This is a genomic window from Loktanella fryxellensis (genome assembly GCF_900110065.1).
Classification (GTDB): Bacteria; Pseudomonadota; Alphaproteobacteria; order Rhodobacterales; family Rhodobacteraceae; genus Loktanella; species Loktanella fryxellensis.
Map to the genome: position 1 here is coordinate 106,011 of NZ_FOCI01000001.1, position 12,571 is coordinate 118,581.

General features: G+C 69.4%; 16 protein-coding genes. All 16 read right to left on the reverse strand.

Annotated elements, in window-relative coordinates:
* Nucleotides 1–55: 55 nt before the first annotated feature.
* The 16 genes from BMX16_RS00530 to BMX16_RS00605 all read right to left on the reverse strand — a co-directional run bounded on the left by BMX16_RS00530 (nt 56) and on the right by BMX16_RS00605 (nt 12,497).
* Entirely contained in the window at nt 56–322 is a 267-nt protein-coding gene (locus BMX16_RS00530) for a DUF7742 family protein (protein WP_089897592.1), read from the reverse strand.
* Complete coding sequence (locus tag BMX16_RS00535) at nt 322–4,227, reverse strand: baseplate multidomain protein megatron (protein ID WP_089897594.1); 3,906 nt, start codon at nt 4,225–4,227, stop codon at nt 322–324. The genes BMX16_RS00530 and BMX16_RS00535 overlap by 1 nt, the downstream gene beginning before the upstream one ends.
* 3 nt (nt 4,228–4,230) lie before the next feature.
* A complete protein-coding gene (locus BMX16_RS00540; RefSeq protein ID WP_089897595.1) occupies nt 4,231–4,656 on the reverse strand; it encodes an NlpC/P60 family protein in 426 nt (141 codons plus the stop codon).
* The gene (locus tag BMX16_RS00545) at nt 4,653–5,534 is read right to left on the reverse strand and encodes a DUF2163 domain-containing protein (RefSeq protein WP_089897597.1); all 882 of its coding nucleotides are present in this window, start codon (nt 5,532–5,534) and stop codon (nt 4,653–4,655) included. The genes BMX16_RS00540 and BMX16_RS00545 overlap by 4 nt, the downstream gene beginning before the upstream one ends.
* Nucleotides 5,531–6,163 carry a DUF2460 domain-containing protein gene (locus BMX16_RS00550; RefSeq protein WP_089897599.1) on the reverse strand — a complete coding sequence of 211 codons (633 nt, stop codon included), beginning with the start codon at nt 6,161–6,163 and terminating at the stop codon, nt 5,531–5,533. Before BMX16_RS00550 ends, BMX16_RS00545 begins: the two co-directional genes overlap by 4 nt.
* Nucleotides 6,164–6,177: 14 nt before the next feature.
* A complete protein-coding gene (locus BMX16_RS00555) occupies nt 6,178–6,837 on the reverse strand; it encodes a phage tail tape measure protein (protein WP_089897600.1) in 660 nt (219 codons plus the stop codon).
* Between the two features lie 4 nt (nt 6,838–6,841).
* Nucleotides 6,842–7,036 carry a rcc01693 family protein gene (locus tag BMX16_RS00560; RefSeq protein WP_089897602.1) on the reverse strand — a complete coding sequence of 65 codons (195 nt, stop codon included), beginning with the start codon at nt 7,034–7,036 and terminating at the stop codon, nt 6,842–6,844.
* Nucleotides 7,033–7,347: a gene transfer agent family protein gene (locus BMX16_RS00565; protein WP_089897603.1), complete on the reverse strand. Its 315-nt coding sequence runs from the start codon at nt 7,345–7,347 to the stop codon at nt 7,033–7,035. The genes BMX16_RS00560 and BMX16_RS00565 overlap by 4 nt, the downstream gene beginning before the upstream one ends.
* Nucleotides 7,348–7,764, reverse strand: a complete 417-nt coding sequence (locus tag BMX16_RS00570) for a phage major tail protein, TP901-1 family (RefSeq protein WP_089897606.1) — start codon at nt 7,762–7,764, stop codon at nt 7,348–7,350.
* 28 nt (nt 7,765–7,792) lie between these two features.
* Nucleotides 7,793–8,203, reverse strand: a complete 411-nt coding sequence (locus BMX16_RS00575; RefSeq protein WP_089897608.1) for a DUF3168 domain-containing protein — start codon at nt 8,201–8,203, stop codon at nt 7,793–7,795.
* Nucleotides 8,200–8,538 (reverse strand): head-tail adaptor protein, encoded by a 339-nt coding sequence (locus BMX16_RS00580; RefSeq protein ID WP_089897610.1) that lies wholly within the window; start codon nt 8,536–8,538, stop codon nt 8,200–8,202. The genes BMX16_RS00575 and BMX16_RS00580 overlap by 4 nt, the downstream gene beginning before the upstream one ends.
* Nucleotides 8,535–9,134 carry a head-tail connector protein gene (locus BMX16_RS00585; RefSeq protein WP_089897612.1) on the reverse strand — a complete coding sequence of 200 codons (600 nt, stop codon included), beginning with the start codon at nt 9,132–9,134 and terminating at the stop codon, nt 8,535–8,537. The genes BMX16_RS00580 and BMX16_RS00585 overlap by 4 nt, the downstream gene beginning before the upstream one ends.
* 186 nt (nt 9,135–9,320) lie before the next feature.
* Entirely contained in the window at nt 9,321–10,499 is a 1,179-nt protein-coding gene (locus tag BMX16_RS00590; RefSeq protein ID WP_089897615.1) for a phage major capsid protein, read from the reverse strand.
* A gap of 29 nt (nt 10,500–10,528) precedes the next feature.
* The gene (locus BMX16_RS00595; protein WP_089897617.1) at nt 10,529–11,095 is read right to left on the reverse strand and encodes an HK97 family phage prohead protease; all 567 of its coding nucleotides are present in this window, start codon (nt 11,093–11,095) and stop codon (nt 10,529–10,531) included.
* An 11-nt stretch (nt 11,096–11,106) separates the two neighbouring features.
* Entirely contained in the window at nt 11,107–11,313 is a 207-nt protein-coding gene (locus BMX16_RS00600; RefSeq protein WP_089897619.1) for a hypothetical protein, read from the reverse strand.
* Nucleotides 11,313–12,497, reverse strand: coding sequence for a phage portal protein (locus BMX16_RS00605; RefSeq protein ID WP_089897620.1), 1,185 nt, complete (start codon nt 12,495–12,497; stop codon nt 11,313–11,315). The genes BMX16_RS00600 and BMX16_RS00605 overlap by 1 nt, the downstream gene beginning before the upstream one ends.
* Nucleotides 12,498–12,571 lie beyond the last annotated feature (74 nt).

Here is a 12,571-nt window from a genome sequence, read left to right on the forward strand (position 1 = left end):
GGGATGGTCCTTCGCCGGTCAGGTTTGACGAGCATATAGCGTTTTGCGGCGGCAATCAAAGGGGCGCGGCCAGTGCGGCCAGCACTGCCGCCAGCGCTGTGCGGTAAGCTGCGTCGCAGGCGCCCGGCGGGGCCGCGGGGCCGATGGCCGCACAAGCCCCCGCCAACGTGCCATCGCCCCACAGCCGGTGCCGCCGCCGCATCCGCTTGCGATAGCGGTCGGCGAGGCGCGCACCGGCCACGATCCGCACCGCCGTGACGGGACCGTACGCCAGCACCGTCCGTGCGGCGATGTCGAGGTCGGTCACGTGGACGGGGCGCATCAGGCGACCACGTCGATCCGCACGAACGGCCCTGCGCCGTAACGGGCCGAGATCTGTGCCACCGCCAGCACGTAATCGCCCGCAACGCCGTCCCCCAGCCGCGCGTCTTGCGCATAGATCCAGCGCGCTTGCGTCACCGTCACCTCGCGCAGGATCGTATCGCCCTGCCGCACCTGCACGACATAGGCCTCGCTCTCTTCGCCCAAGGGCACGTCACCGCGGTCCCACAGGTCGCCGTCGATCCGCGTCTGCCTGATCCAGCGCAGGTCCAGATCGCCGCCGCTGCGCCGCGTCGTCAGATGCACCACCGGATAGGGGCGCAACCCGTTCCCCTTTGGCACCGTCACCACGTGGCGATAGCTGCGGTCGGTCACGGGCCGCTTGACCGGGCCATAACGGAAATGCCGGGTGCGCCCGCGGGCCGCCGTGGGAATCGTCACCTGTTCCGGGCGACCGTCCAGCACCACGACGCGGGTGCCTGCGGGCCAGACCGCAGGCATCGACGCCCGGGTCCCACGCTGTCCGCGCAGCATCTCGGTCAGTGCCCAGGTCCGGTCGCCCACCAGTTGCGCCTGCGCGAACTGCACGATTTCCCATGCGTCCAGACTGCCGTCGCCCAGCGCCACCACGTTGGCCCCCGACAGCACCGCGTCGGGATCGACCGCCTTCAGCGCACCGCTGACCAGCCGGACCCGCAGGGTCTGCCTGTCCCACAGGTCCATGCGCCCCGCAGGCAGCGGCGCCGTCAGCGTTCCGATCACGCTACGCTGCCGCACCACGTCCTGCAGGATGTAATCGTTGTCCTGCGCCGCCCCGTACAGCGCCACGCCCCCCGCCCAGACCTGTGCCGTGGCCGCAAACCACGGCGAGGTGTCGCTTTCGTCGCCCCGGATCAGCGGCAGGTCCATGAAGAGCCCGACAACCGGCGTCGGTGCGCGGAAGGGCGTGAGCTTTGCATCCTCCTCCAACCGCCGCTGCGGCAGGTAGATTTCAGGATCGACGCGGGTGGCGTCGATCAGGCGCAGGCCCGCATCCTCGATCCGGTCGATGCGATAGGTGTCGGTGCCCAGTGTCACCACGTCGCCCGCGCCCAGATTGCCCTGCGACGGCGGCAGGGCCAGCGTGACGGTGTCGCGTGCCACGCGGGATTCGTTGATCCAGCGCGCGGCGATGCGCGCGCCCTCGCCCTGCGTCAGGCCCAGCGCGAATTCGCTGCGCGCGACACCGCGTGTCTCGTCGCGGGGATGGATCGCCTCGGCCACGCGCACGGCATAGTCGCCTTCGGTCTCGACGTAGCCGATCTGCACGCGACCCTCGATCTCGGACTGCGGCTGGCGGGTGTGGACTGCGGCACCGTCGCCATCGGGTCCGACCGCCAGCATGTCGGCGGTGAGGGTGCGGACCGGCACCCCGTCGCGGTTGCGGAACACGAGCTGCCCGTCGCGTTCCGCCACCTCGATCCCGTAGGCCAGCAGCAGCGGTTGCAACTGCGACCGGGCGGTCGCAACGTCGGCCACCACATAGCCGCGCACGATGCCGTGCAGGCGCGAGACGTCGATGTCGGTGACACCGGCGCTCGCACAGACCTCGGCCACCACACCGGCGAGGGTGCGCGACACGGCCCGCCCGTTCAGCCAGTGCCCGCGCATGTAGTTGCCGCCGTCGGACCACAGGTCGGCGTTGGCGGGAAAGAACGGATAGGGCCGCGCGTCCCAGCACCAGACATGGGCGCGGGCCATGTCGACCATCGGCCCGCGATACAGCGCGTTCGCCGCGACCGGGTTGTGCGCGGTGCGCCTGAAGTGGCGATAGACCGCCCGCAGATACTGCATCTGGATCGTGTCGTCACGCATCCCGTTGGAATGATATGGCAACATGCTTTCGGACGATTTCGGGTCGAGGAACTTGTTGGGCTGGTTCGTCCCCTTGTCGAGGGCGGCACAGCCGAACTCGGTGAACCAGAACGGCTTCGATTGCGGCACCCAAGGGGTCTTGGCCGCCACCCGCCGGCCACCGATGCGGTTATGGTGATCGTTCTGCCACCACCCCTTCAGGTCCTTGTAACGCCAAACCCACGGCTCTCCGTCGCCGTCGGTAATCGGCGTGCGGATCTGCGCCGCCCGCGCCTCTGGCGAATGATAGAACCAGTCGTAGCCTTCGCCGCCCGCCACGTTCCCCGACAGGTAGTCGAGGTCGTAGATCGCGCCTGCGCCCGCATCGCGGTGCGTGGTACCGTCGCGCCAGTCGGACAGCGGCATGTAATTGTCGATGCCGATGAAATCGATGTGCGGGTCGGCCCAGAGCGGGTCGAGGTGGAAGTATTTGTCTGCCGTCCCCGCAGGCTGGTAGCCGTGATATTCCGACCAGTCGGCGGCGTAGCTGATCTTGCAATCGGGGCCGAGGATGCCGCGCACCTCTGCCACCAGCTGCCGCAAGGCGGTCACGGCGGGAAAGCTGTCACCCGCGCCACGAATCTGCGTCAGGGCCACCATTTCGGACCCGATGCAGAACGCATCGACGCCCCCTGCCGCCTTGCACAGGTGGGCATAGTGCAGGATGAACCGCCGGTAACGCCACGCGTCCGGGCCGGTGTAGCGCACCGTGGTGCCGTCCAGTATGAAATCGCCCACCTGTGCGGTGCCCATGAACGCCGCGACCTCTGCCGCCGCCTGCGCGCTCCGGTCTGGGCTGCCCGCCTGCCCCGGTGCCGCCGACAGGGTGATCCGTCCGCGCCACGGCAGGCGCGGCTGGCCCGCCTGCCCGGTGTAGGGGTCCGGCAGGGCATTGCCGCCCATCTGGTCCATCAGGATGAAGGGATAAAACATCGCGCGCATGCCGCGCGCGTTCAGGGCCGCGATGGCCTCGACCACCGCCGCATCCGCGGGCGTGCCGCCATAGATCGGCCTGTCATCCTGACGGGCCACCAGCGCCGCCTGCGCGCGCCCGATGTCGGCCACGCGCCACGGCATCGCGTCGCCGTCCACATCGCGCTGTTCCACCTTGGGCTGCACGGTGCAGACCCCGCAGCGCAGGTCGTCGCCGAACCACGACACCACGAGGCTGACCGATTTGCAGGCCGGAAGTTCCTCGTCCAGTGCGGTCAGCGAGGTGGTGAAATCCGTGCCGCCTCTGGGCGAGTTGACGTTGATGGCCACCTCCTCGCCGTAGGCCGCCGCAAGGTTCACCTGCGTCGTGGCCAAGGAATATTCTCCCGTGCCGGGGATCAACGCCACGCCGCGCACCTGCCGCGCGATGTCGGCCAGATCGTCCGGCGTGCCGGGTTCCGCCGGGCGCATCACCTCGAACGTGAACTGCGGGACGCGGTTGCCGAACTGACCAAGCGGCAGGTCCTCGAACACGACATAAGCGGTGCCACGATAGGCGGGGGTCAGGCTGGCTCCCTCGACCGCCGCGATCTTGGGGTCGGGTTGCTGATCCTCGGTCCCCGGATAGACCCGCATATTGAGGCTCGCGGGCGACACCTCCTCGCCGTCCGCCCAGACGCGGCCCACGCGCAGGATGCGACCTGCGCACAAGGCGAGCGCGAGGCTGATGGTATAGCTGAAGGTCGTCGTTTCCGGTTGCGGGCCGGCCCCCTTGCCGCCGCCGCCGGTGGTATCGCTGCTTTCCTGAAACCGGCTGGCCCAGATCACCTGACCGCCCAGCCGCATCCGCCCGTGCAGACGCGGGATCGCAGCCCCTTCGCTGGCGCCCATCAGGCGAAAGCGGTCGACGCGGCCGACCTCGACCGCGTCGGACCCGGACCCCAGCAGGCGCTGGTCGATCACGCGGCCCAGCACGGCCCCCGCCGCGCGCCCCACCGTCGCCATCGACAGGCCCAGCACGGTGCCGCCCACCGACCCGCCCAGCGCCATGCCCGCAGCCGCAAGAACCAGCGTCGCCATCCTTCATCCTTCCTGAAAATCGAACCGTGCCACGATCCGCCGCGCCCAGGGGGCGGACAGCGGGCTTTCCAGCACACCGTGCCGGCTATAGGCGTGGATGAAGCGGGGGTGGTCGCCGCCCGCGCTGAGCACGCCCAGATGCTTGGCCACCGCGCCCTCGCGCATGCGGAACAGCAGCACCTGACCGGGCTGCAGGTTGCCCGCCACAGGCCGCAGATGTGCCCGCGCGGCGGCCCAAAGCACGTCGTGCCCTTGCACCTCATCCCAGTCCGGGGTGTAGCGCGGCATCGCCTGCGGCTCATCCCCGTGCAGGTGCCGCCAGATGCCGCGGATCAGACCGAGGCAGTCGCAGCCCGCCCCCTTGGTCGCGGCCTGATGCACGTAAGGCGTGCCGATCCACGTCAGCGCCTCGACCACGACGGCGCTCACGACGAAAGGCTCCCGCCGTCGTTGGTGCCGGTGCTGCGCGGCACGCTCATCAGCCAGTCTTCGCCGGGCATGGTGGGAAAGCCGCGGAAGTTCGCGAGGTTGGCGAATTTCACGCGGCAGGTCTCGGCCCGGCGGTCGCAGCCCGCAACCAGACGCAGCGTATCCCCGATGGCGAGGGGGGACGGCAGCGCATCCCAAAGGGTCAGGCGCCGCCGCCCCCCTTGCAGCAGGTCGTGCTTTATCGCGACGACCAACCCCGCGCCCTGCCCGGTCAGTACGGTCATCACCCCCTGCTCGAACCAGCGGTCAGGATGTTGGCCCGCCGCGACCTCGATTGACTGACCGGCGTCCTGCGCCAGCACCGGTGCTGTAGTCATCACAAGCGGATCGTCGGTCCGAACGCCGCAGCGCGCATCCCCCAGCACCGCATCGCAACTGCGCAGATAGGTGCGGCCCGACGGCTGGTTCAGCAGGTCGGTCAGACCGCGCAAATCCACCCGAAACGTGCCCGCCTGACGCACGATCTCTCCGATCCGGCCACGGAACCGCAACTGGCGCTGGGCCACGTCGTCCCAGCGCACCAGCCAGTTGCGCACGGCGGCCCCGTCATAGCGGCCCGCCACGATGTCGGCCTCTGTCACCACATCCGCCTGCAACAGTCCCACCGCCTCGGAATTGTCGGCGGCCAGCCCCGCGACCGTGGCCAGTGCCCGCGCGCTGAGCCCGCTGTCGGCCATGAAGGTGATGCCCTCGAACCGCAGGGGGCGGTCATGGTCGGTGAAGCCGAGCGTCACGCCATCGCGGCGCGTGATCGCCCAGGCCTGACACACATGCCCCGCCCCGGTGGCGAGATGCGCGAACAGCGCATCCGCGTTCACAGCCGCACCTCGATCACCGGGACGCTGGGGGCCTGACCCGCATGAAAGCTCGAAACCGAGGTCTCGATCCGGTCCGTGTTGAAGCGCACCGGCACGTCGAAGGCGAAGCCCGCCCGCACCTCTGCCCCGATATCAGGCGCGTGCACGAAGGTGACGCGGCCCGTGGTCAGATCGATGGTCCAGTCGATCCCCTCCTGCACCTCGTCGCCGCCGACGGCGATGCGCACCGTGCCCTCCACCGGTTTCGCGATAGGCCGCGCATAGCTCTGCGCACCACTGACATAGTGTTTGACCAGTGGAATTACGGTCGTCACCTCGTCGCCCACGGCGATCAGCTGATCAAGCATGCCGGGTTCGCGCGACGGCGGGCAGGACTTGTAGTCGCCCCAGTCCTTCCAGCGGAACCCGTGCAACTGCCCCTCGCGCGCCTCGAAGAACGCGACAAGCTGCGCAATGTCGTCCAGCGACCGCAGGCCGACGCCCGCGTCATAGCGGCGGCGTCCATGCGCCCAGGGCGTGTTGCGCTCCTCATAGCCGTTGGCCAGCGTCACGATCTCGGTGCGCCGTTCGGGACCGCCCAGCGCCCCGAAGCTCAGGTTCGCCGGAAAGCGTATGTCGTGAAAGGCCATGGCCTGTTCCCTCTCTACCTGTTGCGTTGACCGCGCCCCAGCATCCGGCCCATCTGGGCGGCGATCTGGCTCTGGCTGCGCTGGAATCCCTGCACGTCCGGCGTGCTGACGTGCATGGTGACGTTGACCGCAGGCCCCGCACCGCCGCGCACGCCCAGCCGCCCATCGGGACCGCGCGCCAGCGGCATGATCGCCTCGGGGCCCGCTTCGCCCATCAGGCCGATGCCGCCGCGCATGGGGAACGTTGTGGGGCCGCCGACCACGCCGCCCTTGGCGAACGGCATGACGCGCCCTTGGGCGAACGACCCACCCTGCGCGAATGGCATCATGCCCGACACGGCGGCATTGATGCCCTGCGACAGCAGACCGCCCGCGTGCTGCATCACCGGGTTCACCGCCGCCGCATAGGCCGTGTCGATCATGCTGGACGCCACCTTGCCCAGCGTGTCCGACACCGACTTGCCATCCAGCACCAGCCCGTCGAAGGCACGGCGCAGGCCGCCCGCAAAGCCGCGTTCGAGGTTGCCCAGATCGCGCGTCGTCTCGCCCAGCGTGCCCTGCATGTCGCGCAGGGTGGCGTCGAACGCGCCGGTCATGGCGCGGGCGTCGCCGAGCGTGCGCTCCAGGGCGGCCACATCCGCCTCCAGCCCGTCGATCTGATCGCTTTCGTTCATCGCATCACTCCTTTCCAATATCGGGAAACGCCTGCATCAGGGCGTCCAGCCCACCGCGGCCCAAGGGCCGCATGGCCGTCGTCTGCCCCAGCATCAGCGCCAGTTCCGCAGGCGTCAGCCGCCAGAACTGATCCGGCGTCAGGCGCAGGTCATGCAGCCCCGCCCGCATCAAGCCTGCCCAGTCCAGCGCCCGCCTCATTCCGGCGGGGTGAATGCGCGGGCCAGCAGTTCCGCCGCCACCCGTGCCGCCTGTACCGGGCCGCCCGCCAGATCCGCGCTCAGCAGATCGGCCGCAGACCCGCGCCAGCCGCCGCCGCGCAATCCTGCCACCAGCAAGGCCAGCACGTCGCGGCCCCGATAATGACCCGCCTCAAAGCGTTCCACCAAATCGATCAGCGTGTCCGCCTGCAACTGCGCCTCCAGCTCCGCCAGCGCGCCGAGCGTCAGCTTGGCCACATGCGGCACACCGTCGATGGTCACGCTGACCTCGCCCGCCAGCGGATTGACCACCTACAGGTCCGCCACGAAGGCAAGCTGACCTGCGCTGGTCAGCGCGATCTCGTAGGTTGCCTCGCCGTCGAAGGTGCCCGCGTATTCGATGGACGTGATCTGGAACCGGCCCGTCACGGTGCCGAACGACGGGATCACGACCTGGAACTCCGGCGTCTCGCCGTCGAAGAACACCTGCCGCATCCGCTCGTCCGTGGCCGCGTCGCGAAAGATGCCCGACCCCGCGATGGCCGCCGTCTTGACGCCGGCGCCCGCCAGCAGCTCTCGCCAGCCGCCCGCGCTGTCCAGCCCCGTCACATCCACGCTTTCCGCGTTGAAGCTGAGGCGCGTCGCCCGCAGGCCCGCCGCGCTCTGGAACGATCCGTCGCCGGTCATGTCGACTTTGATCAACAGGTCCTTGCCACTCTGTGCCGCCATTGCCGTGCTCCCTTGATGAAATAAACGCCTAGTCGTCGGAAAGACGTGCGCGAAAGATCAGGTCGATGCGCCGCACATCGCCGCTGCCGACACGGGCCGCCTGCGCGCGGGTAAGGCGCAGATCCAGCACCCGCCCGCGCGTCAACAGCAGTGCGCCCCACGCCAGCGCGTCGTTCACCGCCGCCGCCGCCGCCTTGACGCCCGCGAACCCCGCCGCCGTGCCGACCACGCTGATCGTCAGGTCGTGCACCGCCCCCGCGCCGTCCGCGTCGGAGGCATCGCGCACCTTTTCCGCGCCCAGCGCCACGTGCAGCGGCGGCACGGCACCCGCGGGCCGCGCGTCGAAGATCGCGTCGCCCACCAGCGCGGAAAGTGCGGCATCGCCTGCCAACCGGGCATAGACCGCGGTCTGCAGCGCCTGCGCCATTGCATAGCTCATGCCACCACCTCCTCTGCGGCGTGGCAGGTCAGATACCGCCCCTCCGTGTCCCGTTCCGTGACCGCGAGGATCGCATAGGTCCGCGCACCGGCGCGGAACCGCTGGCCTGCGACCGGGCGCGATGGCGCCCCCGGCGGGGCGGCCCGCACCGTGACGACCAGCGGCACGCGGGACAGAGTCAGGCCGTTCGCCGCCCGTTCCACCCCCGCACCGGGTGCAACCTGCGCCCACAGCGTGCCGAGGGCGGTCCACGTGACCGCCTGCCCACCGCTGCCGTCAGGGACGGCCACGGGCGCCTCAAGCACCAGACGGCGGTTGAGGTGCAAGCCGTTCACGACCGTCCCCCCATGAACATCCGCACCGTGCGATAGCGTTCGATCAGCGACGTGACGCCGAACGGCAGCGCCGCCCCCGGTACCCCGACATTGCTGCGATATTCGTGAAAGTGGGCAGCCAGCATCATGACCGCCTGTGCCAGATCAGCGGGCAGGTCTGACCATTCCGGACCGTAGCCCGCCAGCAGATCGACCTCGACCCGGCCATCGCGGGGCACGGCAGGCAGCCCGCCGCTGGGCGCGCTCAGCACCGGGCGCTGCGCATCGGGGATCAGCACGGTGCGCGTGGGCGTTACCGGGATTTGCGTGCCGTTGCGGTCCACCTGACGCACGGCCACCACCGCGCTGACAGGCGCCAGCGGCAGCGGCTGGCGGTCGCGGTCGCGCCAGGCGGTGACGCTCCAGCGGAACTCGCGCTCCAGCAGGACCTTGCCGGTCCGCGCCTCGATCGCGGCAAGGGCGGCGCGCAGCACCGCTTCCAGCACCTCGTCCTGCACCCCGTCGTCGGCGAAACCCGACCCCAGCCGCAGATGATCCTTGAACCCGGCCAGCGGCAGGGCTGCGGTCGCGACACCGCTCAATTCCTCTAACGTCATAACCTGTCTCCGCGCAGGGGGTGTGGGCTTGGTGTGGGTCTGGGGTGGGGTCTGGTCCGGGTGCGCCGCCTGCCCGCATCGCTCGGACGGAAGTGAGCAGCTGGACGACACGGGACTTTGCCGGTGGCGACGCACCCGGGGTCCGCACCGCACCCCCTCCCCAGAGGATGCGGCACGGATCTCGGATCAGGCCGTGGCGAACTTCAGCAGCTTGATCGCCGCATAGTCGCTGACCGCCCCGCCCACGCGCTTGGTGGCGTAGAACAGCACATGCGGCTTGGCCGAAAACGGGTCGCGCAGCACGCGCAGGTCGGGGCGTTCGGCGACGGTATATCCTGCGCCGAAGTCGCCGAAGGCAATGGGCGTGGCCCCCGTGGCCGCATCCGGCATGTCCTCGGCGATCAGCACAGGATAGCCCAGCAGGCGCGCAGGCTCGCCCGACGACAGACCGTCGGACCACAGGAAACGCCCGTCCGCGTCCTTCAGCTTGCGCACGGACCCCGCAGTGCGGCTGTTCATCACGAAGACCGCATTGGCGCGGTATTCCGCCTCCAGCGCATAGACGAGGTCGATCATCGCGTCCGTCTCGCCCAGCTCTCCGTTCACGCCGGTGGGCACGGTGCCGATGTTGCCCCACGCCCAGACGTCGTTGTCCACACGCGGGTACGACAGAAATCCGCGCGGCTTGTCGACGCCGTCGCCCTTGACGAAGGCGGCGGCCTCCGACCGCGCGAACTTGTCGGCGATGCGCTGCGCCAGCCAGCCTTCGATGTCGAAGGCGCTGTCGTCCAGCAGGCGCTGGCTTGCCTTGGGCAAGGCCGACAGCTCGTGCAGGGGGATGGTGATGCGGTCGATCACCGGGCTTGCGGTTTCATCCTGGTCGTCCACCTCGGTGGCCCAGCCTGCGCCCATCTCGGTGTGGTCGACCAGCACGTCATAGGATGTGGCATCCACATGCACGACATTGGCAATGGCGCGGATGCTGGCGGTGGCGCTCAGCGTCGACTTGATCGTGTCGGACGTCTGCGGATCCACCAGATAGCCACCGTCGGCGGCGACCACCGTGGACAGGCCCTTGCCCTCCAGCGACAGGCCGCGCAGGCCGTCGTCGTCGCCGGACCGCAGATAGGCGGCGAACGCCTTCTGGTGGGGTGCGTCCATCTCGGCCGTGGTCGCCAGCGCGGGGCGGGTCATCGTCTTGGCGTGCAGCTTGGTCATGCGATCGTCCTGTCGTTGCAAAGCGGCGGAAATGCCGGTTGAGAAATCCTTGAACTCGGCCACGAAACCGCCCAACGCGGCCCGCAACTCCTCGGTCGGTGAAGGCGTGCCTCCACCGGCCCGCGACATCGTCTCGGGGGTCGTCATGTCAGTCCTCCTGTTGTGGTGATTGCGCGTCAGCGCCCGCGCAGGGCGGCTGTGGCCCCGGCAAAGATCGCCGCCAGCTCCCGCAGCCCGCCAGAATCTAAGGCAGGATCGAATGCGGGATCGGGCGCCTCGGCCTTGGCCGCCACGCGGGCCTCGGTCAGCATGGGAAATGTCACCAGCGACACCTCCCACAACTCGAGCTCCGACAGCACGCGGTGGCCCTTGTCGTCCTTGGTGGCGCGCAGCGTGCGATAGCCGATGGACAGCCCGTCGATGGCCCCTGCCCCGATCAGCGCCGCCGCTTCCCGCCCGCGGGCCACGTCGGTCAGGATACGGCCCTTGACCCATAGCCCTCTGGCATCCTCGCGCACTTCGTCCCAGACGCCGATGGGCTGGGTGGGATCGTGCTGCCACAGCATCTTGACGCTGCGCCCGCGGTCCTTGAGATCGGCGAGCGAGGCCGCATAGGCCCCCACACCGACCCGGTCGCCGCCCTGATCCGTCACCCCGAAGAGCGACGCATAGCCCGCGATCACCGCATCGTCGGTCACGGTCAGCGTCGTGTCCGGGCGGCAGAACTTGTGTTCCAGTGTCATGTGCACTTCCTTCAGTTGTCGGTGAACAGGCGCAGCACCTGCACCACCAGCGTGCCTGCAGCGCCGCAGGCCAGCGCCCAGACCTGCCATTCCAGCCGCCGCATCAACCGTTCGATCCCGGCCAGATGACACGTCACCTGCGCATGCCACGCGTCCTGCGCTGGTGCGGCACGGGGCGTCAGCTTCAGCGCCACGACCTTCTCCGGTGTCTCGGCCATCACTCCACCTCCTGCACCGGCAGCCCCAGCAGCCGCCGCTTTTCCGCATCGCTCAGGAAATCCGCCCCGGCCACGCGCCGCCACTGGCTGTCACGTTCCACCGACAGGGCAGCGATCTGGTCCAGATCGGGGCGGATATCCAACCGCTCGCCGGTGAAGTCAGACAGCCAGTCCGCCACCGCGCTGGAGACGCGCGTCGCCAGCGGCAGCACCGTCAGGCGATAGAACGCGCGGTTCGCCTCTTGATAATTGGCATAGGTGGCGTCGCCGGGGATCCCCAGCAGCATCGGCGGCACGCCGAAGGCGATGGCGATCTCGCGCGCCGCGGCTTCCTTGGTCTGCCGGAACTCCATGTCCGACGGCGAAAATCCCATCGGCTTCCAGTCGAGGCCGCCTTCCAGCAGCATCGGCCGCCCCGCATTGCGGGCGCCCTGATGCTGGCTCTCCATCTCGTCCACGAGGCGCGCGAACTGATCCTCGCTCAGCTGACCCTGCCCGTCGGTGCCGCGATAGACGATGGCACCCGACGGCCGCGCCGCATTGTCCAGCAGCGCCTTGGACCAGGCACTGGCCGCGTTGTGTACGTCGATCGCCTGCGCGGCCGCCTGCATCGGGCTGAACCCGTAATGGTCGTCCTGCGGATGAAAGCTCTTGATGTGGCACACCGGGCTGACATCGCCCACGACGGCAAACGTGTGCTTGCGCCCGCCGACGCTGTATTCATAACCCGCAGGCCAGCCGTCGGCACCGGGGATCAGCCGCATCCGGTCGGACCGCAGCACATGGATCTCGCCCGGCAGGGCATCGTCCTCGGCCACGCCCTCCAGATAGGCGTTCCCGCTCAGCAGCAGCTGCGCATAGACCGCCTCCAGCAGTTCGGCCCGCCCCTGTGCCGCGTTGGGCCGTGCCAGCAGCGCCAGCACCGGATGGGTGTCGAACCGTTGCAGACGGTCCTGCACCACCAGCGGCAGTGCCGCCGCCGCCTCGGCGATCAGCTTGACCGCGCGAAACCCGACCGGGTTCGCCAGAAACCCCGTACGCGTCAGCGACGCCGTGTCCCGCGCGCTCCACGCGGCACGGCCATGCGCCGCCATCGCGATCAGCGGCCCGGTGCCAGAGGCCTTCACCTCCGGCACCGCTCCCGTGGCCGCCCTTGCGCCGCCCTTGCCGAAGAACTCGAACATCCGTCTCTCCTTGCGCCGACCGCATCCGGTCATCACGTGCTGTGGGATCGTTTTGCCCGGCAAAGGTTTCGGAT